Below are 24,651 nucleotides of genomic sequence, written 5' to 3'. Positions count from 1 at the left end.
ATCAGTCGGTTCATCAGTCGGTGGGTGGCCGCGTGGAGCGCGGGTCGCGTCGCGAAGTCGTGCGTGCACCGCCTCGGGCCTGCGGTCCGTGGGCGGACCATCGTCGCCGGTCACCCGTCTTCTGGCGGACTGTGGATCATTGCTACGGTGCACCGGTGTCTGACTCCTCACGTGATACCGCCGAAGGCGCCGGCTGGGTCGGCGCCGAGCGAGGCGCGTACCGGCAGCTCATGCCGGACAGGACCGAGAAGATCTCGTGGCTTGACCCCAGGATGCTGTGGGCCGCTCGCAACGGCGTGCTGGCGTCGTGGTTCGGGGACCCGACGGGCCGTACCCGCGCCCGCCTGGTGGCGCAGCGGGCGGCGGCCGGCGCACCCGCCGACAAAGTGATCCGGCGTACGGACCCGGACAGCTTCTCCTTCATGGTCATCGGCGACACCGGGGAGGGCGACGATCCCCAATACGCTGTCGTACCAGGCTTTCTGAGGGCAAGTCAGGGCACCTCCTTCGCCGTCCTGGCCAGTGACGTCATCTATCCGGTCGGCAGCGCCGACGACTACGGCACCAAGTTCTTCCGCCCGTACCGGGACTATCCGGCCCCCATATACGCGATACCGGGAAACCACGACTGGTACGAGGACCTGGGCGCGTTCATGCGGGTCTTCTGCGGCGACGCCCCGCCCCTGTCCGCCGATCCCGCGCCGCGCCGGCTCAGCCGCGCCCGGCTGCGTTCCCTGCTGTGGCACCGGCCCCGTGCGCACGACGGTCAACGCCTGGCCGAAGCCCGCGCGTTGAGGTCCACGGCGGGGCAACAGGCCGTGCAGCCCGGGCCGTACTGGGCGATCGACGCCGGCCCGGTGCGGATCATAGGCATCGACACCGGGCTGCTCGGCACCCTCGACGCCGAACAGGGCGCGTGGCTGCGCGAGGTTTCCGGGGGCCCGCGCCCGAAGATCCTCATCACCGGCTCCCCCCTCTACGTCGACGGCGAGCACCACCCGTGCCCCATCGAAGGGGGCGGCACCGTCGACGACATCGTCGGCGCGCCCGAGCACCACTACGTGGCGGCGATCGGCGGCGACATCCACAACTACCAGCGCTATCCGGTGCGTCTGGCGGACGGGCGGACGCTGCAGTACGTGGTCGCGGGCGGCGGGGGCGCCTTCATGCACGCCACGCACACCATCCCCCGGGTGTCCGTCGCAGGTGTCACCGAGCGGGACTTCCGCTGCTATCCGCTGCGCGGCGACTCCCTCGCCTTCTACAGCCGGCTCTACGGGCGCCGGCTGCGGCTGCGCCGCTTCTTCGCCCTCACCGAGGCCGAGGCCCAGGCGGTCGTCGCCGAACGGCTGGGCATCCCGCCGACCCGCACGCCGGGTCCGGAGGTCAGGGTGACACGGCGGATCCGCCTGCTGGCCGGTCTGCTGGGCACCGGGAGCCGCCCGGAGCACCGCAAACGGTTCCGGCTGCCAGTGCGCAAGATCTACACCCAGCTCTTCTCGCCGAGCTCGGTGACGTACAGCCCGCCGTTCTTCAAGTGCTTCCTGCGGCTGGACGTCACCCCGGAGGCGGTCCGGCTGCGCTGCTTCGCGGCCACCGGGAACCGCGCCCAGGAGCTGAACCCGCCGGTCGAGGACGAGGTCACGATCCCGCTGGCCTGAGGCCACCTGCCACAATCGCCGGAGAACCGCCGTACGGCCGTACACGCCGTCGAACGATGGAGGAGCCCGTGTCGCCGACCTCACGCCCCTTGCGCAAACTGGGCTTCCTCACCATCGGGCTGTTCGACGCGGACGACCCGGGCCGGGGGCACGAGACCACCCTGGAGATCATCGAGCTGGGTGAGCGACTCGGCTTCGACAGCGCGTGGGTGCGCCACCGGCACCTCCAGTACGGCATCTCCTCCCCCGTCGCCGTCCTGGCGGCCGCCTCGCAGCGCACCCGCCGCATCGAGCTCGGCACCGCGGTCATCCCGCTGGGCTGGGAGAACCCGCTGCGCCTCGCGGAGGATCTGGCCACCGTCGACGTCCTCTCGGGGGGCCGGCTCAATCCGGGGGTGAGCGTCGGCCCGCCGATGCACTACGAGCAGGTCAAGGAGGCCCTGTACCCGGACACGGCGGACGCGGAGAACTTCGGCTACGAGCGGGCACGACGGCTGCTGGACCTCGTGCGCGGCAAGCCGGCCACCGACTTCAGCGGGACCGAGGGCTTCGAGGTGTTCTCCGACCGGGTGCAGCCGCACTCCCCCGGTCTGGGCCGCCGCCTGTGGTACGGCGGAGGCAGCCTGAGCTCGGCGCGGTGGGCCGGGGAACACGGCATGAACTTCCTCACGAGCAGCGTCGTCAAGGCCGAAGGCCCGGACGACAACCGGGACTTCGCCGAGATGCAGCTCTCCCACGTCCAGGCCTTCCGGGCCGCCCACCCCGACGGCGAGGCGGCCCGTGTCTCACAGGGTCTCGTGGTCATCCCCACCGACTCCGCCTCCCCCGAACAGCGCGTGAAGTACGAGGAGTTCGCTGCGAAGCGGCTCCCCCGTACGACGTCGCCGCAGGGCCCGGCACGGCTGCTCTTCGCCCCGGACCTGGTGGGCACCTCGGAGGAGATCGCCGAACGCCTGCACGCCCACGCCGCGTTCCGCGAGATCGACGAGGTCGCCTTCGCCCTGCCGTTCACCTTCGAGCACGAGGACTACGTGCAGATCCTGACCGACACGGCGACGAAACTGGGTCCGGCGCTGGGCTGGCGGCCCGGCGCCGGAGTCTGAGGCCTGAGGCCTGAGGTCTCCGGGGTCCGAGGCATGACGACTGACGACCGAGGCCTGACGACTGGGTTCAGCTGGGCTCTGGGATCCGGGATCCGGGATCCGGGTTCTGGGGGTACCTACCAGCGGCCCGGCTCGGTTCCTGTCACCGGCTCCGACGGCTTGCCGTCCACCCCGACGGGGACCTCGCCGGTGAGCATCACCCGGTGCATGGTGCGCGGGAAGCCCAGGTGCGCGTTGTCGCCGGGCGCGAGGTGGATCGTGGCGCGGTTGTCCCAGAACGCCACGCTGCCCGGCTCCCAGCGGAAGCGGACCGTGTACTCGGGGCGGGTCGCCTCCTCCAGCAGCATGTCAAGGATCGCCCGGCTCTCCGCGCGGGAGAGGTCGGTGATCTGCTCGAGGTAGTAGCCGTTGACGTACAGCACCCGCTCGCCCGTCTCGGGGTGGACCCGTACCAGGGGGTGTACCGAGGCGACCTGGTGATCGAGGAGATGGCGGACGTACGCGTCGTCACCGGGGCGGGGCTGGTAGCCGACGCCGAGCCGGTGTTCGGCGCGCAGCCCGGCCAGGAACTCCCGCAGCGGCGCGGAGAGTCCGGCGTGGGCGGCCGCCAGGTTGGCCCAGGTCGTGTCACCTCCGTAGGGCGGTACGGTCTCGGCGCGCAGGATCGTCGCGGCCGGCGGGTCGATACGGGCGCCGTGGTCGCAGTGCCAGCCGCGCTGGAGGGTGTGACGGCGGCGCCGGAGCCACTCCTCGTGCTCCATGCCGAACTTCCCGCCCAGTTCGAGGCGGTCGGCGGTCGTCTCGATCTCCGGGAAGTCCGGCGGCGAGGCGCTGCCGCGTTTGCGCAGGACGACGGGTTCGCCGAACCGGCGCGCGAACGCCACGTGCCCCGCGTGGTCGAGGCGCTGGCCGCGGAAGAACACCACCTTCCAGCGCAGCACCGCCGCCCTGACCACGGCGACCTGGGCGTCGTCGAGCCCGGCGGCCAGTTCGACGCCTTCGATCTCGGCACCTATGTGTCCGGCGACCGGTTTCACCTCCACTCCGGCTTCCCGTGCGGCCTGCTCGGCCGCCGGGTCGTCGAAGAAGGTCGCCCGGCTGTCCCTCGTCATGCGTGCTCCGCTCGTCTTCGCTGGTCGTCCGTCACGGCTCCTCGAAGATCGTGACAGCGAATCGGCGGCCTGGCGACAGGGCATCGGGCACCCGCCGCCGGAGGCGGACGGGGCGCGCCGGGTCGTCCGGTTGATCGACCCCCGTCCCATCGGTGAGGCTGGTGGGACGACACGGACGACACAGCCGAGGAAAGGTCCCCCTGGTGAGCGACATCCCGGAGCACACGCTCAACGACGGTACGAGGCTCCCGGCCGTGGGTCTGGGCACCTGGCCGATGGACGACGCGGAGGCGGAGCGGGCGGTGGCCGAGGCACTCGGCCTGGGCTACCGGCTCGTCGACACGGCGACGAACTATCGCAACGAGAGCGGGGTCGGTCGGGGCGTGGCCCGGGGCGGGGTGCCGCGCGAGGAGATCGTGGTCACCACGAAGCTTCCCGGCCGCCACCACGGCTACGAGGAGACCCTCGCCTCCTTCGAGGAGTCCCGGCGGCGGCTCGGCCTCGAGTACGTGGACCTGTATCTGATCCACTGGCCGCTCCCCCGGGTCGACAGGTTCGTCGATTCCTGGCGGGCCATGATCAAGTTGCGCGAGGACGGCCTGGTCCGGTCGATCGGCGTCTCCAACTTCACCGCCGGGCACATCGAGCGGCTGGAGAAGGAGACCGGTGTGCTGCCGTCCGTCAACCAGATCGAGCTGCATCCGCTCTTCCCGCAGGACGGATTGCGTGCCTTCCACGAGGCGAAGGGCGTCCGCACGGAGAGCTGGAGCCCGCTGGGCCGTGGTTCGGCGCTCCTGGAGGACCCGGCCGTCGTCTCCGTCGCCGAGTCGCTGGGCGTGACGCCCGGCCAGGTCGTGCTGCGCTGGCACCTCCAGCTCGGCGCGGTACCCATCCCCAAGTCGTCCAGCCCCGAGCGGCAGCGCGCCAACCTCGACGTCTTCGGCTTCGAACTCGGACCGGCCCAGCTGGCGGCGATCGCGGCACGGCCGCACCAGCGCCTGGGCGGCGACCCCGAGGCGCACGAGGAGTTCTGAGCGATGCGGGGGGCTTGCCGGTGTCGGCCCCCGCCGTCGCACGCGGGGTGCCCACGGCGCCCGGCGGGCACCGGCCCCGCGCCCGGCACGTCCGGTGCGAGCCCAGGGGACCCTGGCGATCAGCTGGCCGCCGAGGAACGAGCGACGCCGTAGGCGGTTGCCCGTCCGAGTGATCACTCGGGCTCGAGCGTCTGCTCCGCCCAGATCGTCTTGCCCCGGTCCGTCTGCCGACTGCCCCAGCGCTGGGTGAGCTGCGCGACGAGCAGCAGGCCGCGCCCGCCCTCGTCGAAGGCGTGGGCGCGGCGCAGGTGGGGTGAGGTGGAACTGCCGTCCGAGACCTCGCAGATGAGGTTGCGGTCGCGGATCAGGCGCAGCTGGATGGGCGGTGCGCCGTAGCGGATGGCGTTGGTGACGAGTTCGCTGACGACGAGTTCGGTGACGAAGGCCGCCTCCTCCAGGCCCCACGCGCCCAGTTGCTCGGTCGCCGCCTGCCGGGTGACGGCGACGAGGGCCGGGTCCGGTTCCACGTCCCAGGTGGCGACCCGGTCCGCGCCGAGCGCCCGGGTGCGGGCGAGCAGGAGGGCGACGTCGTCGCTGGGCGCCTCCGGCAGGACCGCCTTGAGCACGGTGTCGCAGAGGGCGTCGAGCGTGGCGGCGGGTGCGGTCAGGGCGCTGCACAGTTCGCCGGTGGCGCGGTCGACGTCACGGTCGCGGTCCTCGACCAGGCCGTCCGTGTACAGGGCGACGACCGCGCCCTCGGGCAGCTCCAGTTCGATTGCCTCGAAGGGCAGTCCGCCGACCCCGAGCGGGGGCCCGGGAGTCATGCGGAGCAGTTGTGCGGTGCCGTCGGGCAGGACGACGGCGGGTGCCGGGTGTCCGGCGGCGGCGACGGTGAGACGGCGGCTGACGGGATCGTATACGGCGTAGAGGCAGGTGGCGCCGAGCTCCGCGACGTCCTCGCCGGCGTCGTCGTACGCCGCCAGATGGGTGACGAGGTCGTCGAGGTGGGTGAGCAGTTCGTCCGGCGCCAGATCCACGTCGGCCAGGGTGCGCACGGCCGTGCAGAGCCGGCCCATGGTCGCCGTGGAAGGGATGCCGTGTCCGACGACGTCGCCGACGACGAGGGCGACCCGGCTGCCGGAGAGCGGGATGATGTCGAACCAGTCGCCGCCGATGCCGGCGGTGGAGCCGCTGGGCAGATAGCGGTGGGCTACCTCGACGGCGGCCTGTCCGGGCAGGCCCCGGGGCAGCAGGCTGTGCTGGAGGGTGAGGGCGGTGGTGCGTTCGCGGGCGAAGCGGCGGGCGTTGTCGACGCAGACGGCGGCCCGGCTGGCGAGTTCCTCGGCGAAGACGGCGTCGTCGGCCTCGTAGTCGTCGGGATGGGCGATACGGACGCCGACCAGGACGCCCAGGGTGGTGCCCCGGGCCCGCAGGGGCACCGATATCACCGAGTGGACCCCGCTGCGGAATCGGCGGCCCTCGGGAGCGCGCGCGTTGCGTTCGCCCAGCCAGCTCATGAAATCGGGCTCACCCGCCTGGATGCGGACGGCACGCCCCTCCCGCAGGGCAAGGGCGGGCGGGCTGAAAGGCGGATGGACGTCGGTCTCGCCGAGGCGGACCGCCGCCTCGGGGGTGCCCTCGTGGGCGGAGCCATGGGCGACACGGCGCAGCACGACCTCACCGCCCGGGACGGGTGGCGGCTCGTCGGCACCCAGGACCCAGTCCAGCAGGTCCACGCTGGCGAAGTCGGCGAACCGGGGCACGAGGAGCGCGATCACCTCCTCGGCGGTGCGCACCACGTCGAGGGTGGTGCCGATGGAGGCCGCGGCCTCGTTCAACAGGGCCAGGCGCCGGCGGGCCAGATACTGCTCCGTGCTGTCGAAGGCCGCGAGGGCCACGCCGGTCACCGCTCCGGAGTCGTCGCGCACGGGCCACATCTCCGTGCTCCAGGCATGCTCCCGGTTGAGGGCCGGCGCTCCGGTGAAGCTCTCGTAGCGCACCGGGCGGCCGGTCTCGGCGACGTGGCGCAGATGCCAGTCGAAGCCCCGGCTGTGCTCGGCGTCCGCGACGGTCTCGGGGAAGTGGCGGCCGAGGAGAACGTCCTCCGGCACGCCCATGACCTTGCAGGCCGTCTCGTTCAGGCGCAGATAGCGCTGCCCGGGGTCGAAGACGGACATCGACATGGAGGCCTGCTGGAAGGCCCGCCCCGCGAGCGTCTGCTCCACGGCCCCGGGCGGCTGCGTGGTCTCTGCCGGCCGCGCTGCCTCGGGCGGCCGCGCGGTGAGGGTGAAGCCCGTGGGCCGGGCGTCGGCGCCGAGCACCGGGCAGGCCGTCACGACGAGGGTCACGGGGTGGCCGTCGCGGTGGCGCACCACGACGGGGCCGGTCCACTCGCCGTCCGCACGTCGGGGCAGGTCCTCGGCGAGCAGGTCGGCCGCGGCCCGGCCCACGGCCTCCTCGGCCGGGTGGCCCGTCAGGAGACGGGCACCCTCGCTCCAGCCCGTCACGATGCCGTGAGCATCGATGACCGCCGCAGCGACGACATGCTCCATTTGTCCAGAATGGTCCCTTTGGCCCGGTGCATCAACCGCGCCGGGCCGGCCGGGGCGCCAGGCGGCTCAGGCGCGGTGGGCGCGCAGCGCTTCGAGGGCGCGGTCGGCGTGGGTGTTCATCCGCAGCTCGCTGCGTACGACCTCCAGGACGGTGCGGTCCCTCGCGATGACGAAGGTGACCCGCTTGGTGGGGGCCAGGGAGAAGCCGCGCTTCACGCCGAACCGTTCCCGCACCGCTCCGTCGGCGTCGGACAGCAGCGGCATGCCGAGCGAGTGCCGCCCGGCGAACTCCTGCTGGCGGTCGACGGAGTCCCCGCTGATCCCGACGGGCCGGGCGCCCACGGCGGCGAACTCGGCCGCCAGGTCGCGGAAGTGGCAGGCCTCGGAGGTGCAGCCCGTGCTCAGGGCGGCGGGGTAGAAGAAGAGAACCACCGGCCCGTCGGCGAGCAGGTCCGTCAGGCTGCGCACGGTGCCGGTCTCGTCCGGCAGCGCGAAGTCCTCGACGAGGTCGCCGGTCTCCAGAGCCCTGGTCATGACCGTCCCTCCGTGATGTTCGCGGTGCGGGCGCCGTCGGCGACGCTGCGGGCCCACATCACGAGGGGCACCTGGAAGGGAAGCCGGGCCACGGCGGCGGCCTTGAGCGGGGCGGGGCGGTGCCGCCAGTCCCAGGCCATCTTGACGTTGGCGGGGAAGACGCCGACGAAGAGCGCGGCCGTGGCCAGGGCGGCCGTCTTCCGGGTACGCGGCACGGCCACTCCCGCCGCCAGGGCCAGCTCGGCGACGCCGCTGGCGTACGTCCAGGCCCTGGGCGAACCCGGCAGCGTGCGCGGCACGATCGCGTCGAACGGGCGCGGGACGGCGAAGTGGGCTGCGCCCATGCCGGCCAGCAGTCCCGCCAGCAGCAGGGGTGAGCGTTCGGACCGGGGCACGGTTCCTCCTCTGACGACCTGGCGCCCGACATTACTGGAGGGTAGGCCGGGGTCAGGAGGCGGGGTCGGGAGGCGGCTCCCGGGGCGGGCTCCCCCCAACTCACCCAGGTCGCGCCGGGGTTGCGGGTGGGGGATCGCCGGCAGGGTTGTACGTGCCGTTCTCGCTGCACGTCACGCTGGGGCAGGACTGTCCGCCCCGGCGCACGGGGACCGCGCGCGGCGTCACCCTGGGGCTGACGGTCGGCGTCGGGGGTGCGGCAGCGCCGGCCCTGGGCGCGCTCGCGGACGCCACCTCCCTGCGGGCGGCCCCGCCCCCCTGCTGATCCCTCCCGTGACGGCCTGGCTCCTGCTGCGCGGCCTGCGTGAGCCGGTCCCCGCCGCGCCTTCACCGGCCGGGGCCGCGGCCGGCTCGCGCCTCTGAAAGGCGCGGGGAGGTCGGTCGCCGGGAGGGCAGGCGCAGGGCAGGTCAGGCGCGGGGGGCCGCGGCCGACTGCTCGGTCTCCTCCTCGATGGAGTGGGAGAGGAAGTCGTCGACCATCCGGTGGAAGAGCGCGGCGAGCTGTCCCAGCTCCTCCGGGGACCAGTCGGCCAGGGCCAGCTGCATCCCCCGGGCGCCCGCGTCACGGACCCGGTCGATGGCCGCCCGGCCGGCCTCGGTGAGCTGGATCCGCTGGGCCCGGCCGTCGTCGGGGTCGGGGACCCGGGTGACGTACCCGGACTTCTGCAGCTGCTGCACCGTGCGGGTCACATGCGAGGCCTCCACGCCCAGCCGCTGCGCCAGCTCCCCCGGCCGCAGCGGCTCGGAGTCGGCGACCTGTCGCAGCAGGGCCACGGCGGCGCGGTCCAGGGGGACGCCGGCCAGTGTCATCAGCCGGTCGTGCTGGCGGGCGCGGGTGCTCAGGTAGGTGATGCGAGTGAGCGCGCGCTCGATCTCGATCACTTCCGGAGTCGCGGCGGAGGGCAACGGGGGCAGTTCGGTGGACATGCGACCCACTTTACCATCTTGTTGCGTAACTCAAGTAAGTTACTACCCCCGTTCACCGCGACCTAGGCGAACGGACGACGCGCGTACGCCACTCCTGCGATCCGGCTGCGGCGGCAGGCGATCGCGGCCGGCGCCGCGTGGGGTGACCGGCGAGGTAGAGGACCGGCGGCCGGTGGATGACCGCCGGGCGGCCGGCCACGTCGCTCCCGGCCAGGTCCGGCAGTGCGGTGTCCATGACGGCCGGGTCGAACCGGTGCGCGTCGAGCCGGGCCGGCGCCTCATCCTCGGCGACCGTACCCGTGACGCCGCCCCGTCGGCCGGCCGACGGCGAGGGGAGCATGATCCCACCCCACCTTTCCGGTTGCCTGACTCAAGTGATTGCTTCACTTGCTTGACTCAAGTAATCCGCATGTGTTTGCCTAACTCAAGCAATCCGGGAGTCGCCTTGAGCGGAGGCGGCAACCGGCCGCCGAACCCGTGGGGACGGGGATCGGCGCGGTCCCCGGGCCCGGCAGCCGGTACACACCCCGGCCGGCGCCGGGCCCCGGGACGCCACGAACCGGGTACGCGCACTCGGCCGCCCCGGTCCTCCGGGCGGGTTGCGGGCCCGGATTCCGTCAGGGCTCCCCCGGACCGGGCAACACCTCCTGTCACCAGCAACCGAGTTCCGAACAGTGAGAAAGGCTCCCTCATGAGCACGATGAAGTCCGTCCGGACCGGCGGGGTCGGCAAGATCGACGTCGTGGACGTCGAACGCCCGGTGCCCGGTCCCAAGGAGGCGCTCGTGCGGATCCGCGCCTGCGGCATCTGCGGCACCGACGTCACCTTCCTGCACATGGGCGGTATGCCCGCCCGGGCCCACCTGGGCGGCGAGCTGGTCCCGGTGGCGCTCGGCCACGAGCCGGCCGGCGAGGTCGTGGAGGTCGGCGCGGAGGTGGACGGCCTGAAGCCGGGCGACCGCGTGGTCGTCAACCCGCAGGACGCGCCCACCGGCATCATCGGCTGCGGCGGGAAGTTCGGCGGGATGAGCGAGTACCTGCTGATCGAGAACGCCGAGGTGGGAAAGAGCGTCGCCGTCTTCCCCGACAGCGTCCCGTTCGACGTGGCGTCGCTCAACGAGCCGATGGCCGTGTCCCGGCACGCCGTCAACCGCTCCGAGGCGAAGCCGGGCGACAAGGTCGTGGTGTTCGGGGCCGGGCCGATCGGGCTGGGCGCGGCGATCTGGCTGAAACTGCGCGGTGTGGAGCACGTGGTGGTCGCGGACGTCATCCCCTCCCGCCTGGAGAAGGCACTGGCCGTGGGAGCGGACGCCGTCGTGAACTCCGCAGCGGAGGACGTGTCCGCGCGGCTGACCGAACTCCACGGCCAGAGCGCCAACGCCCTCGGTCAGCCACGGCCGGGCACCGACATCTTCATCGACGCGGCCGGCGCCCCGGCCGTCTTCAACACCGTGGTGCAGTCGGCGAAGTGGGGCGCGAAGCTGGTCATGGTCGCCGTGCAGAAGAAGGGCGAGATCGACCTCGGCGGCATGCTCCGCAGCGAGCTCACCCTCGTCGCCTCCCAGGGCTACCCGACCGAGATCTTCGAGGTGACCCCGGAACTGGTCGAGCACCAGGAGCGGTTCGCCAGGCTGATCAGCCACCGCGTCCCGTTCTCCGAGGCCGGCCGTGCCTTCGAACTGGCCCTGACTCCCGGCGCGGCGGAGAAGGTCGTCGTCACGCTGGACGACTGAGTCCGGGTCCCGGTCTGCCGGGGCGGGGCCCCGCCCCGGCCGGCGGACCGTGCCCTCCCCCACTTCACCACTTCCCCACTCCCACCGGCTCCCCCGCTGCTCTTCACGAAGGAACGGCATCCATGCGCGCGACTCTGCGACAGGCGGCGCGGGCCACGGTTCACCTCTTCCTGGCCGCCGCCATGGCCTTCGGGGCGTACCTCTTCATCACCGTCCTGCTGATCGCCGCCACCGGCACGGTCGCCGTGGCGGGGGTCTGGCTGCTGCCCGAGACCGTGCTCCTGATCCGCCGGATCGCCGGGGCCAAACGGCAGCTGACGGCGTCCTGGACCGGCCGGGAGATCCCGGCGGCGTACCGACCGGTCACCGGACCACTGCGCGAGCGACTGCGGACGGCCCTCCGGGACCCCGGGACACTCACCGACACGCGCTGGCTGGTGGCCCACTACGCCTACGGCTGGCTGACGGTGCTCATGCTGCCGCTGTGGCCGGCGGGTCTCCTCGTCGACGGGGTGTGGAGCGGGCTGCTGGGCCGCAAGGCGCTGGTCCTGCCGTTGATCGTCCGGCTCGCCGACCTCGAGGCGGGCTGGTCGGCCGCCCTGCTCAGACCCTCCCCCGAGGCGCTGCTGGCCCGGCGGGTGGAGCAGCTCACCGCGACCCGGGCGGACGCGGTCGCCGCGCACGGCGCCGAACTGCGCCGGATCGAACGGGACCTGCACGACGGCGCCCAGGCGCGGCTGGTCGCGCTGTCGATGCGGATCGGGCTGGCCCAGCGGGCGTACGGGGCCGACCCCGAAGCGGCGCGCAAGCTGCTCACCGACGCGCAGGAGCAGGCCGAGGAGGCGCTGACGGAGCTGCGGCACGTGGTGCGTGCCATCCATCCGCCGATCCTCACCGACCGGGGACTCGCGGGAGCCGTACGAGCGCTGGCGGCCAGGTACGGATCCCCGCGACCGACCGGAGCCGAGAGCGGAGCCGGGGACTGGGGAGGGCTGCGGGTGACCGCGCGGACGGACCGGTTCCCGGACGAGCCCCGGGCGCCGGCCGCGGTGGAGGCGGCCGCCTACTTCGTGATCGCCGAGGCGCTGACCAATGCCGCCAAGTACAGCGGGTCCGACCGGGCCGAGGTTGTGCTGGCCCGGTCCCGGACCGGGCTGAGCGTGCGGGTGCGCGACGAGGGGTGCGGCGGCGTCGACGAGAGCGCCGGATCGGGGCTGCTGGGCATGCGGCGCCGGGTCGCCGCGCTCGACGGGACGCTGCGGGTGACAAGCCCGGTGGGCGGCCCGACGGCGATCGAGGTGGAGCTGCCGTGCGTGTGGTGAACGCCGACCGGGCCCGCCCGCCGTACCGGGGACACAGCGACGCCCACCGTCGTCCCGCACGCAGACCGGCCCGACAGCAGCCCCCACCCGGACGACCGCGCTTCCCGCCTCCCGGAAAACGGGCCACCGTATCGCCCGGGCACCGCGGGCCGGCGCGAGCGGCTTCCTCGGCAAGGACGTCACCGCCGGCGCACTCCTCGACGGGATCCGTACCGTCACCGCCGGCGAGTCGCCGCTCTCCCCGCTCGCCACCCGCTCCCTGATCGCACGTTTCCTCGCCTCCCCCGCGGAGGGCGCCCGCCTCGGCAACCCCGGCGGCCTCGCCGGGCTCACCACCCGCGAGCGCGAGGTGATGGCCCAGGTGGCCGAGGGCAGCTCCGACGAGGAGATCGCCGACCAAGCTCTTCGTCAGCCCTCTGACGGTCCGCACCCACGTCCACCGCGCCCATGACGAAACTCGGCGCCCGGGAACGCGCCCCGCTGGTCGTCATCGCTTACCGGTCGGGGCTGGTCCGGGTGCCCGCGCCACCGCCGGACGAGCACCGACCGCGAGCGTCGGGACAGCTCCGTTCAGGCGAAACCACGGTCTGTTCCGCGTGCGCCGGTTCCGCCGCGTCCACAACTCACCCGTGCCCCTCCCCCTCATCGCCCCCATGCTCGCCACCCCGGGCCGGCTGCCGTCCGTCGCCCAGGACGCGCGCTGGGCCTACGAGACCAAGCAGGACGGGCAGCGGGCCGTGGTGTATCTCGCCGGGGACGGGAGCATCACCCTGCGCGCCCGTTCCGGGGAGGACATCACCGGCGCCTATCCCGAGCTGCGCGCGCTGGGCGGCGCGCTGGGCACCGCACCGGCCGTGCTGGACGGCGAGATCCTCGCCCTGGACGAAGAGGGCAGGGCCGACTTCCAACTGCTCCAGTCCCGGATGGGCCTGGTCCAGGCACCGGGCAGGGCCGCACGGCTGGCGGCGACGGCACCCGTCCACCTCGTCCTGTTCGACGTGATGCATCTCGACGGGCGGTCCCTCCTCCCGCTGTCCTACACGCGGCGCAGGGCCGAACTGGAGGCGCTGGCGCTGGAGGGCCCGTTCTGGTCCACGCCGGGCGCCCTGGTCGGACACGGGCGGGAGGCCCTGGAGGCGACCCGCGCCCACGGCCTGGAAGGGCTGGTCTGCAAGCGCCTGGACGCGGCCTACGAGCCGGGGGTGCGCTCCCGCGCCTGGATCAAGATCCGGAACATGCGTGTCGCGGACGTCCTGGTCGGCGGCTGGCTGCCCGGCAAGGGGCGGCTGACCGGGCTGCCCGGCGCAGTCCTGGTGGGGCAGCGGGCCACGACCGGCCTGCGGTACGTCGGCGGTGTGGGCACCGGCTGGAGCGAGGCCGAGCGGGTCGAACTCGCGGCCCTCCTGCGGGCGGCCGCGACCGACGCCTGCCCCTTCGACGCCGTACCGCAGGCGCCGGGCGCGCGATGGGTCGTGCCCCGGCTGGTCGGCGAGGTCCGCTACAGCACACGGACCCGGGCGGGGCTGCTGCGCCAGCCGTCCTGGCTCCGGCTGCGTCCTGACCTGACGCCCGAGGAGTCGGCGGCGGACCTCCCGGACATTTCCGCCTGACCCCACCTCAGCAGCCAAGTATTGGGCTGTGCTTCACCACGGATACGTCTGCGACCTCTTGGCGCGCGAGGGAAAACCGGGGAAGCTGAGCTGCTTTTCAACTCCCTCTCCCCACCCAGCCGTTCGGCTGCGCCCGGACCCCGAGGAGGACGCAGTGTCGTCACCGAAGTTCAAGGCCCACCGCAGGAGGTGGCTCACCGGGTTCGCCGGTGCCGCCGCCCTCGTCGTCGCCTTCCCGTCGGCGGCCTTCGCCGCGCCGCCGACGGCCCTGCCGTCCAACGCCGAAGCCGCCGAGCTGACCTACCAGCCCGCGTTCGACTACGACACGGACGGCTGCTACTCCACTCCCGCCATCGGCCCCGACGGCACGATAAACGGGGGTCTGAACCCCACCGGTGCCCTCAACGGCAGTTGCCGGGACGCCTCCGACCTGGACAACACCAACAGCTACTCGCGCTACAAGTGCAACAACGGCTGGTGCGCCTACATGTACGGCCTGTACTTCGAGAAGGACCAGGCCGTGGCGGGCAGCAGCATCGGCGGGCACCGGCACGACTGGGAGCACGTCGTGATCTGGGTGCAGAACGGCCAGATCCAGTACGTCTCGACGTCCAACCACGGCTCGTTCACCGTGACCGCGGCCTCCGGCGTCCGCTTCGACGGCACGCACGCGAAGATCGTCTACCACAAGGACGGCATCCGCACGCACTGCTTCCGGCTGGCGAACACCAACGACGAGCCGCCGGAGAACGACAAGGGCACCTGGCAGTACCCGCCGCTGGTCGGCTGGAACGGCTACCCGGCGGGCCTGCGCGACAAGTTGAGCGCCTACGACTTCGGCAGCGCCAACTTCGGTCTGAAGGACGCCAACTTCACCAACCACCTGTCGTCGGCGAAGCCGTCCGGGATCGCCTTCGACCCCGCCGCGTGAGCCACGGCCGCCGTCCACGCTCGGGTCCGCGCTCCCCGACCGTGGACGGCGGCGCACCCACCCTCCATGATGTCCGGATGGATCTTCTCGACGAACTGCCGCCGGCCGTGTCGGCGAAGGAGCTGCTCGCCCTCGCCGAGGGTCATCACGCCCGAGCCGCCCGGCCGTTGGGCGCCCGGGGGGTCGCGGGACACCTGCTCAAGGCGGACCCGCTCGAGGCGCCGGGGCGTACGGCGCGGGAGCCGGCCGCCCGGGAGTCGCTACGACTCGCCGCCGGCCACCCGGAACTCGGGGCACCGCGGGGCTGCCTCGGCCTGGCCGTCGTAGCGGTGCACGCGGGCGGCACCGTGGACGGAGACGTCCGGTGACCGCCGTCGCACGGGTCCGGCACGCCGAGCGGTCCGATCTGCCGCGCGTCGCCGAACTCGCCGCGCAGCACGCGGAGTACGAGCGCGCCGCCCCGCCCGTGCCCGACCTCGCGAAGCGTCTGGCCGTGCTCCTCTTCGACACCCCGACGCCCCGGCTGTACTGCCTGGTCGCCGAACTGCCCGACGGCGAGGTCGTCGGCTACGCGACCTGCTCGCCCGAGCTCTCCACCTGGGAGTGCCGCGAGTATCTCCTCATGGACTGTCTGTTCCTCGTCCCCGGCCACCGCGGTCTGGGCCTGGGCGCCCTGCTGATGGACGCCGTGGCGGCACAGGCCCGGAGTCTGGGCCTGAGCGAGGTGCAGTGGCAGACCCCCGCCTGGAACGAGGGCGCGATCCGCTTCTACGCCCGGCTCGGCGCCCTCGGCACCGACAAGCGGCGCTTCAGCCTCAGAGCGACTCCCTGACGACGAAGGACCGGGCGCCCGCCACTCGTCCGCCTGTCCGGGAGACCGGCGCCGGCGGGCTGTCCCCCCGTGGCCGAAACCGCCGAGCGGCACGGCGCACGGCCCCGGAGGGTCTATCGTGTCCCGCATGTCCGTTCCGGAACTGATCCGTATCGTCTCCCGCGACTCGCCCATGGCACTGGCCCAAGTGGAGCGCGTGCGCTCGGAGTTGGCCGTCCTGCATCCCGGTGTGCGCACCGAGGTCGTGCCCGTGAAGACGACGGGCGACAAGTGGATGGGCGACCTGTCCAAGGTCGAGGGCAAGGGCGCGTTCACCAAGGAGGTCGACGCGGCGCTGCTGGCCGGTGCGGCGGATCTCGCGGTGCACTGCGTCAAGGACGTTCCGGCGGACCGGCCGCTGCCCGCGGGCACGGTGTTCGCCGCGTTCCTGAAGCGGGACGACATCCGGGACGCCCTCGTGCACCCGGGCGGCCGCACCCTGGACGAGCTGCCTGCCGGGACACGCATCGGCACCTCCTCGGTGCGCCGGGTCGCCCAGCTCGCCGCCACCCATCCCCACCTGGAGTGCGTGCCGTTCCGCGGCAACGCCAACCGGCGGCTGGAGAAGCTGGCGGCGGGCGAGGCGGACGCGCTGCTGCTCGCCGTGTCCGGCCTGGAGCGCATCGACCGGCGGGACGTCATCAGCGAGGTGCTGTCGCCGGAGACGATGATGCCGCCGATCGGCGCGGGCGTCCTCGCCCTCCAGTGCCGCGAGGGCGACACCGACGTCATCGACGCCGTCAGCGGACTCGGCGATCCGGCCACCCACCGGGAGGCCACGGCGGAACGCATGTTCCTGCACGTGCTCCAGGGCCACTGCAACAGCCCGATCGCCGGCTTCGCGCACGTCGACCGCGGCGGCGAACTGTCCCTGCGGGCCTGCGTGTTCACCCCGGACGGCAAGACCCGGCTGAACGCCCACGAGTGGGCCGGCCGGCTCGACCCGGCGACGCTCGGCACATCGGTGGCGGTGGCGCTGCTGCGGCAGGGCGCACGCGAGATCATCGACGGCATCCCGCACTGACCACCCGCCGGGGAGCGCGCGGCACCCGTCAGGCGCTGCCCTCTTCGGCCTGGTCGCGCAGGAAGTTGCTCACCTGGCGGGCCAGGCTGTCGCGTCCGGCGCCGACCGGGGCGCCGCCGGATCCCTCGGCCAGCCCGACGCCGCCCGTCCACAGTCGGCGGTCGGCCCAGTCGTCGTCGACCCGCATTTGGATCTGGACGTCCACCTGGCCGAGTGACGCCTCGGCTCCCGCCGCGTACAGGACGGCGGTGGCCCGGCGCAGCGGGTAGACGTCGAAGCCCTCGATGAACTGCGAGTTGCGCCAGTCGATGAACGCGCTCTCGCCCTCGGGGCCCAGCCGCACGTCGATCTGGCCGTCCTCGAGGTGGATGGTGGAGTGCTTGGCACCCCGGTTCTCGACGGTCACCCGCAGGCAGAAGTACGTCAGCCCCTCGGCGGCGTCGTCGCGTCCCCTGGGCGGCTCACTCTGCTCCAGGCGGTGGACGCGGACCCGCAGACCGGCATACTCGTCGTACTCGTGCCAGTCCCCGACCACGTTCGGCTCGTACACAGTCCACCTCTCGACTTCTACCGGCTGCTTCCTATCCGTGTGCCGATCGCACTGTCAAATGAGCGGAATGCGCTGTGGCCAGGGAATTCATCCCTTTTGATCGCCGATCAAGCCGTGCGCAGGCAGAATCCGCCGAGGGAGCGCGAAAGGCTTGCCGGAGGCGTGCCGCACATCACGTCCCCGAACCGTCCCGGCACGTTCCCCGACAAGATCAGCGGGCCGGCCGGCCCAGCAGTGCGGAGGCCGTGGTGAGCCGAACGCGGCGGCCACGACCAGCGCCCCGAAGTCGAGGGCGAGGTGCGCGGGCGCGCCGAGGAGCAGCCCCGCAGCGCGTCCACCGCACAGCCGAGCGGGGTGACCTCGCTGACGGCCCGGGCGAGCCGGGTGCAGGCGACGGGGTCCGTGCCGCTGTCGCTCGTCATGACTCCTCGGCCTCCTCGCGCAGGGTGACGGCGAGTGCGCGCAGGGCCGGGAGCGCCGCGCGCAGGGCGTCCCGCTCGGCGGCGTCGAGTCGGGCGACCTGCCGGCCGACGAGTGCGGCGCGCCGCTCCCGCCAGGCCCGCAGCCGGGCCACGGCCGCCCCGGTGAGCAGCAGCCGGGCGACGCGCCGGTCTGCGGGGTCGGTCTCGCGGACCAGGTATCCGTCCTTGACCAGCTGGTCGACGAGGGTCGAGACGGAGTTGCCCGCCAGGTACAGCTCCCTGGCCGCGTCCGAGACGCCGATGCCGGGCCGTGCCTCGACGAGGCGCAGCAGCTCGGCCTCGGCGCCGCGCAGCCGCGGCACGGTCAGACCGCCCGCAGCCGCCGTCCGAGCAGTCGCTGGACGCCGACGAGCGCGTCCGCGAGCTCTTCCGGCAACGTCCCCTGGTCCTCCGCCGTCTCCTGGTCCACGCGACCGGGATTACCCCTGCATCAGAGGTAACCACCCCGAGGGGAAGCCCAAGGGGCACCGAGGGACGCCGGGGACGCCACCGGAAGTCAAGAGCAACGCGGAACAAAAGGGAAAAAGTGTTTCAAGTGCCGCCATCACGGGAATTCGGTAGGGGTGCTTCGGACAGGAGGCACGTCCGTGGGATCCCGCAGAGCGGCCGGTCCCGGGTGCTCTCCCGTCAGCCGGAGTGCGCGAGTCCCACGGTGTCCGAGCCTCCCATCGGCTCCCTCCTGGGGAAGGCGCTCGTGATGCGTAGCACCGTCAGAACCAAGCAGCATCCCCACGACGACGCCCCGGACACGGGCGAGTCCTTCGTACGGCTCGCCGGTCTGTCCGACGGTCCGGAGCGCCAGGCGCTCAAGGACGAACTGATCCGGCTCTGGCTGCCCATGGCCGAGCGGATCGCCGTCCGTTTCCGGGGGCGCGGCGAGAATCTCGAGGACCTGTACCAGGTCGCCGCCCTGGGACTCGTCAAGGCCGTCGATCACTACGACCCGGAGCGCGGCCGCGCCTTCGAGGCGTACGCGGTACCGACGATCACCGGCGAGATCAAGCGGCATTTCCGCGACCACATGTGGACCCTGCATGTACCGCGGCGGGTCCAGGACCTGCGCAACCGGGTCCGCAGCGCCGCGAAGGAACTGTCGCAGACGACTCGGGGCCGGCCGCCGACCTTCGCCGAGATCGCCGCGTACGCGCAGCTGACCGAGGACGAGGTGCGCACCGGGGCGGAGGCGCTGGAGTGCTTCTCCGCACTGTCCCTGGAGGCCGAACTGCCCGGCACCGACGGCTATGCCCTCGAGGACGCCCTCGGCGACCCCGACCCGGGCTACGACACCGTTGTCGACCGGGTGGCCGTGGCGCCCTGCCTCAGGGCCCTGCCGGAACGCGAACGGACCATCCTGTACCTGCGGTTCTTCGCGGGCATGACGCAGAGCCGGATAGCGGAGGAACTGGGCATCTCGCAGATGCACGTCTCACGGCTGCTCAGCAGTTGCTTCGCACGACTGCGCGAGGAGATCGCCGCCGAGGCGAAGTGACCCGCACGGCAGAGGGGACGCGCCCGGAATCCGGACGGGGCCGTGCCGGTCCAGGAAGTCCTCCAGTCGCGCGCCGATCTCCTCGGGCGCCTCGCCGATGCGCCCCGGACGAGGATCGGTTCGGCGACGCCGCGCGGCCTGACGTCGGTGTGCCGCGAGACCTCTCTCGGCACGAGCCGGCCCCGGTCGGCGACACCCGCCCCGGCGCGACCACCACGCCGATCGCCCGGTCCCCCACGGCGTGGGACGCGACCGCCCTCTTCAGCTGGTCGGCCTCCTGATCGGCCTCCTGATCGACCTACTCCTGGAGGGCGACGATCCGAGCCGTTTCGTCACGGGTTCCGTGCGGTACTCGAGTCAGCGATCCATCGCTCCATCGCTCCAACCGGGTGACTCGGCAGGCGCCCGGGACGGTTCCGGCCGGACACTGGTGGTAGCCCCGCCCGCCGGCCACAGACCAGGAACGCGAGTGCCATGAACCATCGCCCGACATCCGCCCCCGGTGCACGCGGATCCGTCTCCACGGACTCCGTGTTCGGTGCGCCCTGCTGGGTGAGTCTGACCAGTCGCGACCTGGACGCCACGCAGGACTTCTACTGGGCCGTGCTGGGCTGGGAGTGGCGCCGGGGCCTGCTGGGCGACCACTTCCGTACGGCCCTGGTCGGCAGCGTCCCGGTCGCCGGAATCGCCGCCGTCGCCTCGATGTGGCAGATGGCGGTCGCCTGGACTCCGTACTTCGCGGTACCGAGCGCGGACGACGCCGCGTCCCGAGCCCGGGAGCGCGGCGGGACCGTGGCCGTGGGCCCCATCTCGCTCCAGCCCGGCCGGGCGGCGCTGCTGGCCGACCGCGACGGCGCGACCTTCGGCATCTGGGAGGGGGAACTGATCGGCAACTGGGAGGCCTGGCGGCAGGCGGCGCCCGCCTTCATCAGGCTGCACACCCGTGACGCCTTCGACTCCGCCATCTTCTACGGCGAGCTGCTCGACTGGGCCACGGACCGTCCCGGCAGTGTCGAGGTCCACTACGAGCGCGGCGAGGTCGTGCTGCGCAGCCGGGGCGATGTCGTCGCCCGGATCGAGTCGGGCGCGCTGGAGGCGGCGCCCGACCCCACGATCCGTCCGCACTGGCAGGTCCACTTCGCCGTCGCGGACGTGACGTCGTGCGCCCGGGCGGCGGAGAAGCACGGCGGCAGCGTGCTGTTCGAGACCGCCCGCGAGGCCGTGCTGCGCGACCCGGACGGCGCCCAGTTCACGGTGACCTCGCACCGGCAGCGCTGAGCCCCTCCGGGCCGCCCGGTCTCACTTCGAACGGCGTGGGGGCCGTGACAGCACGATCAGGCTGCGGGCCTCGAGCGTGACCTGCGCGCCCGCCTTGCACTCCGTCTCGTCCGGACCGCCGTCGGGCTCCACGGTGTCCGCGCACACCGTCCAGCGCTCGCCGTACGCGGCGCCGGGCAGCCGGAAGACGACGGGTTCCCAGTAGCTGTTGAACAGCAGCAGGAACGAGTCGTCCACCACGGGCCGGCCGCGCGGGTCGGGTTCGGCGATGGCGTCGCCGTTGAGGAAGACGCCCACGCTGTGTGCGTCGGCGCGCTGCCAGTCGCGGTCCGTCATCTCGCTCGCGTCCGGACGCAGCCAGACCAGGTCGGGCAGCGGCTGCCCCGCGTGTCTGACGGTCTCTCCCCGGAAGAAGCGGCGCCGGCGCAGCACGGGATGGGCGGCGCGCAGGGCGACCAGACGGCGGCAGAAGTCCGTGAGGCCACGTTGCTCGTCGGTCAACCGCCAGTCGACCCAGGAGACTTCGCTGTCCTGGCAGTAGGCGTTGTTGTTGCCGCGCTGGGTGCGGCCGAGTTCGTCGCCGTGGCCGATCATGGGGATGCCCTGCGAGAGCAGCAGCGTGGCGAGCAGGTTGCGCTGTTGCCGGGCCCGCAGTTCGAGTACCGCGGGGCGCTCGGTGGGGCCCTCGGTCCCGCAGTTCCAGGAACGGTTCGTGCTCTCGCCGTCCCGGTTGCCCTCGCCGTTGGCCTCGTTGTGCTTGTCGTTGTACGAGACGAGGTCACGCAGGGTGAACCCGTCGTGTGCGGTGACGAAGTTGACGCCGGCACGCGGGCGGCGCCCGCTGCGGGCGTACAGGTCCGAGGAACCGGTCAGCCGGGAGGCGAACTCGCCCAGCGAGCCGGGTTCCGACCGCCAGAAGTCGCGTACGGCGTCGCGGTAGGGGCCGTTCCACTCCGACCACAGCGGCGGGAAGTTGCCCACCTGGTAGCCGCCCTCGCCGACGTCCCACGGCTCGGCGATCAGCTTGACGCGGCTGATCACGGGGTCCTGCTGGATGAGGTCGAAGAACGCGGACAGCCGGTCCACCTCGTGGAACTGGCGGGCGAGTGTGGCCGCCAGGTCGAATCGGAAGCCGTCGACATGCATCTCCGTCACCCAGTACCGCAGCGAGTCCATGATCAGCTGAAGGACGTGCGGGTGCCGCATGAGCAGGCTGTTGCCGGTGCCGGTGGTGTCGTAGTAGTGCGACCAGTCACCGTCCACCAGCCGGTAGTAGGAGGCGTTGTCGATGCCCCGGAAGGAGAGGGTGGGGCCCATCTCGTTGCCCTCGGCGGTGTGGTTGTAGACGACGTCGAGGATCACTTCCAGGCCGGCCTCGTGCAGCGCCTTCACCATGGCCTTGAACTCGGTGACCTGCTCGCCGCGAGTGCCGTGGGCGGCGTAGGCGTTGTGCGGGGCGAAGAAGCCGATGGTGTTGTAGCCCCAGTAGTTGGACAGGCCCCGGTCCGTCAGCACGCCGTCCTGCACGTACTGGTGCACGGGCATCAGCTCGATCGCCGTCACACCCAGCGAGGTGAGGTGCTCGGTCACCGCGGGGTGCGCGAGGCCGGCGTAGGTGCCCCGCAGGGCGGGCGGGACGTCGGGGTGGGTGCGGGTGAGACCGCGTACATGGGCCTCGTAGATCACCGTCTCGGCGTAAGGGCGCCGCAGCGGCTCGTCGTCGCCCCAGTCGAAGGCGGAGTCGGTGACCACTCCGAGCAGCGTGTGTCCGGCGCTGTCGGCAGGGTCGGGGCGGTCGCCGGCCCGCTCGAAGAGGGCGGCGTGGTTGTCGATCTGGCCGTCCACGGCACGCGCGTACGGGTCCAGGAGCCACTTGGCCGGGTTGCACCGGTGGCCGGAGGGCGGGTTCCACGGCCCGTGCACCCGGAAGCCGTAGCGCTGCCCGGGACCGGTCCCGGGCAGATACCCGTGCCAGACGAAGCCGTCGACCTCGGTCAGCGGGACGTCACGGGTGGTGCCGTCGTCGTCGACGAGGATGAGGTCGACGCGCTCGGCGACCTCGCTGAACAGCGCGAAGTTGGTGCCCTGTCCGTCGAAGTCGGCACCCAGTGGGAGGGGGCGCCCGCTCCAGGCGGGCACCCCGGCCTTCCGGCCCTTCCGGTCCTTCCGGTTCGGCCGTGAGGTCACCGGGCGGCCTCCAGAATGCCGCGCATCCCGTCCGCCGGGGCGGCCAGCGCCGCCACCGGCAGCTCGCGGGGCACTTGGAGCACCTCACGCAGGTCCGGCGCGGGCGTGGTCGGCACCAGCGGGACGCGCTCACCGGAGCGGGCCCGCTGGGAGAACCAGATGACCTTGCTCCCGGTGTCGGTGGCGCAGCAGCCCCAGCCGTCGCTCATCGCCGCGATGCGCTCCAGACAGACCCGCAGGTCCAGGTCGGGACGCAGCCGGTGGTCGGCGCCCCCGACGGCCGTGATCAGGTGTTGCCCGTTCCACCACATCTCGACCGAGGTGTGCTTGTCCGTGGCGTGTTCGTCGATGGCCGTCAGCAGCATCTCGGTGCCGCGGCAGACGGTCTCGACGTGCGCCTCGAGGTCCCAGCACTGCAGGTGGGCGGCCAGGATGCGCCTGACCTGTCCGACCCGTTCCGCACTGACGTCCACATCGAGGTGGTAGTAGCAGGGGACTGCTGTCTTCATCGTCGTTCGCTCCTCACCGGCGAGGCTCCCACTCCTGCTCGGCCCGACGGGCCAGAGTTCCCACTACGAAGCGTGAGCGGTAATCGCTTCAGAGTCACAACCACAGTGGGGCTGCTACGCCATTCGTGCAACACGAGCACACCACAACCAAGATCCAACAGGACGTTGGGTGATGCGCCGTGCACCATAAGTGAAGGCCTCGGGAGGTTGGACGCATTTCGCGCCTCTGTGGGTAGGGCCGACCCGCTCGCCTCGAGCGACGTACCTCGTGAACTCCCGGAAGGTGACCAGCGCGATGCTGCAACCAGCGAAGACCGAAGTCGCCAGAACCCTGCGCAGTTACCGGGCCTGGGAGCGGGACATGCTGGCGCGGCCCGACGATCGCACGGCGCGGGCCGCCTTCGAGGACTGCGGCTACACGCTGTGCGTGCTGATGGGCAAACGCTGCGCCCGGGAGGCCGCGGACGCCGCCGAGCAGTATCTGCGCGCCGGTACGGACGCCCACCGCCGGGAGCGCAGGGCACCGAACCTCAGGAACGGCGTCGCACGGCTCACCGTGACGCGGCCCCTCCCCCGCCTGCCGGCGGAGACGTAGCGCTCCGGCTCGGCGCGGTCCGATCGCCCAACACCGGGCGAACGAAAGCCAGTTTCAGTCAATGGAGGTGCAAAGGTGAAGTCCACCAGGGCGATCGGCCGAATCCCGGTGCGGGACGTCGAACCGCGGGTCGATTGCGGCCGGCGGCCGGCGAAAGCCGTGACCGGGGAGACGGTGCGGATCTCCGCCACGGTGTTTCGCGAGGGTCACGACGCCGTCGGCGCCAACGTGGTCCTCAAGGACCCGGACGGCGGCCGTGGGCCCTGGACACCGATGCGCGAGCTCGCTCCCGGCAGCGATCGCTGGGGAGCCGATGTGACCCTGGAGGCCATGGGCGTCTGGACGTACACCGTGGAGGCCTGGAGCGACCCGATCGCCACCTGGCGCCACCACGCGGGGATCAAGATCCCGGCGGGGATCGACCCGGGTCTGGTTCTGGAGGAGGGCGGCCAGTTGTACGAGCGGGCCGCCGCCCGCGCCCCGCGCGGACCGGAGCGCGCCCTGCTGCGGGCTGCGGCGAAGAAGCTGCTCGACGACTCGGCTCCGGTGGCCGAGCGCTACGCGGCGGCCCTGGCCCCGGAGGTGGACGCCGTCCTCGGCCGGCATCCGTTGCGGGAACTGGTCACCGCCTCCGAGCCGCTGCCGCTGCTCGTCGAGCGCGAACGCGCCCTGTACGGCGCCTGGTACGAGTTCTT

The 24,651-nt window shown here is 72.5% G+C and carries 24 protein-coding genes and 3 pseudogenes; 16 read left to right on the top strand and 11 right to left on the bottom strand.

Annotation, left to right across the window (positions count from 1 at the left end; all coding sequences use genetic code 11):
• Positions 1–155: 155 nt before the first annotated feature.
• Both ACFWBB_RS37725 and ACFWBB_RS37720 read left to right on the top strand, forming a co-directional pair.
• A complete protein-coding gene (locus tag ACFWBB_RS37725) occupies positions 156–1,661 on the top strand; it encodes a metallophosphoesterase family protein (RefSeq protein WP_385282235.1) in 1,506 nt (501 codons plus the stop codon).
• 68 nt (positions 1,662–1,729) lie between these two features.
• Positions 1,730–2,764 carry an LLM class flavin-dependent oxidoreductase gene (locus ACFWBB_RS37720; protein ID WP_385282232.1) on the top strand — a complete coding sequence of 345 codons (1,035 nt, stop codon included), beginning with the start codon at positions 1,730–1,732 and terminating at the stop codon, positions 2,762–2,764.
• Between the two features lie 116 nt (positions 2,765–2,880).
• Here ACFWBB_RS37720 and ACFWBB_RS37715 read toward each other — a convergent pair whose 3' ends face one another.
• On the bottom strand, positions 2,881–3,876 hold the full coding sequence (locus ACFWBB_RS37715; protein WP_385282230.1) for a TauD/TfdA dioxygenase family protein: 996 nt from the start codon (positions 3,874–3,876) through the stop codon (positions 2,881–2,883).
• Positions 3,877–4,079: 203 nt separating this feature from the next.
• Between ACFWBB_RS37715 and ACFWBB_RS37710 the strand changes: the two genes are divergently transcribed.
• On the top strand, positions 4,080–4,910 hold the full coding sequence (locus ACFWBB_RS37710) for an aldo/keto reductase (protein ID WP_385282227.1): 831 nt from the start codon (positions 4,080–4,082) through the stop codon (positions 4,908–4,910).
• Positions 4,911–5,083: 173 nt separating this feature from the next.
• On the opposite strand, the gene ACFWBB_RS37705 is transcribed toward ACFWBB_RS37710, so the two are convergent.
• From ACFWBB_RS37705 to ACFWBB_RS37695, 3 genes are all read right to left on the bottom strand, one after another.
• A complete protein-coding gene (locus ACFWBB_RS37705; RefSeq protein ID WP_385282223.1) occupies positions 5,084–7,462 on the bottom strand; it encodes a SpoIIE family protein phosphatase in 2,379 nt (792 codons plus the stop codon).
• A 66-nt stretch (positions 7,463–7,528) separates the two neighbouring features.
• Positions 7,529–7,996 carry a peroxiredoxin gene (locus tag ACFWBB_RS37700; protein ID WP_385282220.1) on the bottom strand — a complete coding sequence of 156 codons (468 nt, stop codon included), beginning with the start codon at positions 7,994–7,996 and terminating at the stop codon, positions 7,529–7,531.
• Entirely contained in the window at positions 7,993–8,391 is a 399-nt protein-coding gene (locus ACFWBB_RS37695; protein WP_385282217.1) for a hypothetical protein, read from the bottom strand. Before ACFWBB_RS37695 ends, ACFWBB_RS37700 begins: the two co-directional genes overlap by 4 nt.
• A gap of 140 nt (positions 8,392–8,531) precedes the next feature.
• Here ACFWBB_RS37695 and ACFWBB_RS37690 point away from each other — a divergent pair.
• A pseudogene (locus ACFWBB_RS37690) lies at positions 8,532–8,812 on the top strand (MFS transporter); the annotation flags it as partial.
• A gap of 45 nt (positions 8,813–8,857) precedes the next feature.
• Here the strand turns inward: ACFWBB_RS37690 and ACFWBB_RS37685 are convergent.
• A complete protein-coding gene (locus tag ACFWBB_RS37685; RefSeq protein ID WP_385282215.1) occupies positions 8,858–9,376 on the bottom strand; it encodes a MarR family winged helix-turn-helix transcriptional regulator in 519 nt (172 codons plus the stop codon).
• Between the two features lie 52 nt (positions 9,377–9,428).
• Positions 9,429–9,716 carry a hypothetical protein gene (locus tag ACFWBB_RS37680; RefSeq protein WP_385282212.1) on the bottom strand — a complete coding sequence of 96 codons (288 nt, stop codon included), beginning with the start codon at positions 9,714–9,716 and terminating at the stop codon, positions 9,429–9,431.
• Between the two features lie 351 nt (positions 9,717–10,067).
• Between ACFWBB_RS37680 and ACFWBB_RS37675 the strand changes: the two genes are divergently transcribed.
• From ACFWBB_RS37675 to hemC, 8 genes and pseudogenes are all read left to right on the top strand, one after another.
• Positions 10,068–11,108, top strand: a complete 1,041-nt coding sequence (locus ACFWBB_RS37675) for a zinc-binding dehydrogenase (protein ID WP_385282210.1) — start codon at positions 10,068–10,070, stop codon at positions 11,106–11,108.
• Between the two features lie 122 nt (positions 11,109–11,230).
• Positions 11,231–12,430, top strand: a complete 1,200-nt coding sequence (locus tag ACFWBB_RS37670) for a histidine kinase (protein WP_385282207.1) — start codon at positions 11,231–11,233, stop codon at positions 12,428–12,430.
• A 133-nt stretch (positions 12,431–12,563) separates the two neighbouring features.
• A pseudogene (locus ACFWBB_RS37665) lies at positions 12,564–12,967 on the top strand (response regulator transcription factor); the annotation flags it as partial.
• A gap of 116 nt (positions 12,968–13,083) precedes the next feature.
• Complete coding sequence (locus tag ACFWBB_RS37660) at positions 13,084–14,040, top strand: ATP-dependent DNA ligase (RefSeq protein WP_385282251.1); 957 nt, start codon at positions 13,084–13,086, stop codon at positions 14,038–14,040.
• A 154-nt stretch (positions 14,041–14,194) separates the two neighbouring features.
• Complete coding sequence (locus ACFWBB_RS37655) at positions 14,195–14,971, top strand: NPP1 family protein (RefSeq protein WP_385282204.1); 777 nt, start codon at positions 14,195–14,197, stop codon at positions 14,969–14,971.
• Between the two features lie 77 nt (positions 14,972–15,048).
• Positions 15,049–15,339 (top strand): hypothetical protein, encoded by a 291-nt coding sequence (locus tag ACFWBB_RS37650; protein WP_385282202.1) that lies wholly within the window; start codon positions 15,049–15,051, stop codon positions 15,337–15,339.
• A complete protein-coding gene (locus ACFWBB_RS37645; RefSeq protein WP_385282199.1) occupies positions 15,336–15,803 on the top strand; it encodes a GNAT family N-acetyltransferase in 468 nt (155 codons plus the stop codon). The genes ACFWBB_RS37650 and ACFWBB_RS37645 overlap by 4 nt, the downstream gene beginning before the upstream one ends.
• A 127-nt stretch (positions 15,804–15,930) precedes the next feature.
• Positions 15,931–16,866, top strand: a complete 936-nt coding sequence (gene hemC / locus ACFWBB_RS37640; RefSeq protein WP_385282196.1) for a hydroxymethylbilane synthase — start codon at positions 15,931–15,933, stop codon at positions 16,864–16,866.
• A 28-nt stretch (positions 16,867–16,894) separates the two neighbouring features.
• On the opposite strand, the gene ACFWBB_RS37635 is transcribed toward hemC, so the two are convergent.
• The 3 genes and pseudogenes from ACFWBB_RS37635 to ACFWBB_RS37625 all read right to left on the bottom strand — a co-directional run bounded on the left by ACFWBB_RS37635 (position 16,895) and on the right by ACFWBB_RS37625 (position 18,307).
• Entirely contained in the window at positions 16,895–17,416 is a 522-nt protein-coding gene (locus ACFWBB_RS37635) for a hypothetical protein (protein ID WP_385282193.1), read from the bottom strand.
• A 107-nt stretch (positions 17,417–17,523) separates the two neighbouring features.
• Positions 17,524–17,838 (bottom strand): hypothetical protein, encoded by a 315-nt coding sequence (locus tag ACFWBB_RS37630; RefSeq protein ID WP_385282190.1) that lies wholly within the window; start codon positions 17,836–17,838, stop codon positions 17,524–17,526.
• A pseudogene (locus tag ACFWBB_RS37625) lies at positions 17,835–18,307 on the bottom strand (MarR family winged helix-turn-helix transcriptional regulator). Before ACFWBB_RS37625 ends, ACFWBB_RS37630 begins: the two are co-directional and overlap by 4 nt.
• Positions 18,308–18,595: 288 nt before the next feature.
• Between ACFWBB_RS37625 and ACFWBB_RS37620 the strand changes: the two are divergent.
• Positions 18,596–19,387, top strand: a complete 792-nt coding sequence (locus ACFWBB_RS37620; RefSeq protein ID WP_385282187.1) for a SigB/SigF/SigG family RNA polymerase sigma factor — start codon at positions 18,596–18,598, stop codon at positions 19,385–19,387.
• 474 nt (positions 19,388–19,861) lie between these two features.
• On the top strand, positions 19,862–20,665 hold the full coding sequence (locus tag ACFWBB_RS37615; protein WP_385282184.1) for a VOC family protein: 804 nt from the start codon (positions 19,862–19,864) through the stop codon (positions 20,663–20,665).
• Between the two features lie 21 nt (positions 20,666–20,686).
• Here ACFWBB_RS37615 and glgX read toward each other — a convergent pair whose 3' ends face one another.
• Both glgX and ACFWBB_RS37605 read right to left on the bottom strand, forming a co-directional pair.
• Positions 20,687–22,852: a glycogen debranching protein GlgX gene (gene glgX, locus ACFWBB_RS37610; RefSeq protein ID WP_385282182.1), complete on the bottom strand. Its 2,166-nt coding sequence runs from the start codon at positions 22,850–22,852 to the stop codon at positions 20,687–20,689.
• Positions 22,849–23,361 carry a pep a2 gene (locus ACFWBB_RS37605; RefSeq protein ID WP_385282179.1) on the bottom strand — a complete coding sequence of 171 codons (513 nt, stop codon included), beginning with the start codon at positions 23,359–23,361 and terminating at the stop codon, positions 22,849–22,851. The genes glgX and ACFWBB_RS37605 overlap by 4 nt, the downstream gene beginning before the upstream one ends.
• 295 nt (positions 23,362–23,656) lie before the next feature.
• Here ACFWBB_RS37605 and ACFWBB_RS37600 point away from each other — a divergent pair, with 295 nt between their 5' ends.
• On the top strand, positions 23,657–23,956 hold the full coding sequence (locus tag ACFWBB_RS37600) for a DUF5133 domain-containing protein (RefSeq protein ID WP_385282176.1): 300 nt from the start codon (positions 23,657–23,659) through the stop codon (positions 23,954–23,956).
• Positions 23,957–24,031: 75 nt separating this feature from the next.
• On the top strand, positions 24,032–24,651 hold a 620-nt coding region (locus ACFWBB_RS37595), incomplete at its 3' end, for a maltotransferase domain-containing protein (RefSeq protein ID WP_385282173.1).

This window comes from Streptomyces sp. NPDC060000, assembly GCF_042737375.1.
In the GTDB taxonomy this organism is placed as follows: domain Bacteria; phylum Actinomycetota; class Actinomycetes; order Streptomycetales; family Streptomycetaceae; genus Streptomyces.
The sequence above is the reverse complement of the archived record's forward strand: the minus strand, read 5'-3'. Positions and strand labels throughout refer to the sequence as shown.

Coding starts and splice junctions, on each gene's coding strand:
- ACFWBB_RS37715 (WP_385282230.1), bottom strand. CDS start 3,876: ATGACGAGGGACAGCCGGGCGACCTTCTTCGACGACCCGGCGGCCGAG.
- ACFWBB_RS37705 (WP_385282223.1), bottom strand. CDS start 7,462: ATGGAGCATGTCGTCGCTGCGGCGGTCATCGATGCTCACGGCATCGTG.
- ACFWBB_RS37700 (WP_385282220.1), bottom strand. CDS start 7,996: ATGACCAGGGCTCTGGAGACCGGCGACCTCGTCGAGGACTTCGCGCTG.
- ACFWBB_RS37685 (WP_385282215.1), bottom strand. CDS start 9,376: ATGTCCACCGAACTGCCCCCGTTGCCCTCCGCCGCGACTCCGGAAGTG.
- ACFWBB_RS37680 (WP_385282212.1), bottom strand. CDS start 9,716: ATGCTCCCCTCGCCGTCGGCCGGCCGACGGGGCGGCGTCACGGGTACG.
- ACFWBB_RS37675 (WP_385282210.1), top strand. CDS start 10,068: ATGAGCACGATGAAGTCCGTCCGGACCGGCGGGGTCGGCAAGATCGAC.
- ACFWBB_RS37670 (WP_385282207.1), top strand. CDS start 11,231: ATGCGCGCGACTCTGCGACAGGCGGCGCGGGCCACGGTTCACCTCTTC.
- ACFWBB_RS37660 (WP_385282251.1), top strand. CDS start 13,084: ATGCTCGCCACCCCGGGCCGGCTGCCGTCCGTCGCCCAGGACGCGCGC.
- ACFWBB_RS37650 (WP_385282202.1), top strand. CDS start 15,049: ATGGATCTTCTCGACGAACTGCCGCCGGCCGTGTCGGCGAAGGAGCTG.
- hemC (WP_385282196.1), top strand. CDS start 15,931: ATGTCCGTTCCGGAACTGATCCGTATCGTCTCCCGCGACTCGCCCATG.
- ACFWBB_RS37630 (WP_385282190.1), bottom strand. CDS start 17,838: ATGACGAGCGACAGCGGCACGGACCCCGTCGCCTGCACCCGGCTCGCC.
- ACFWBB_RS37620 (WP_385282187.1), top strand. CDS start 18,596: ATGCGTAGCACCGTCAGAACCAAGCAGCATCCCCACGACGACGCCCCG.
- ACFWBB_RS37615 (WP_385282184.1), top strand. CDS start 19,862: ATGAACCATCGCCCGACATCCGCCCCCGGTGCACGCGGATCCGTCTCC.
- ACFWBB_RS37605 (WP_385282179.1), bottom strand. CDS start 23,361: ATGAAGACAGCAGTCCCCTGCTACTACCACCTCGATGTGGACGTCAGT.
- ACFWBB_RS37600 (WP_385282176.1), top strand. CDS start 23,657: ATGCTGCAACCAGCGAAGACCGAAGTCGCCAGAACCCTGCGCAGTTAC.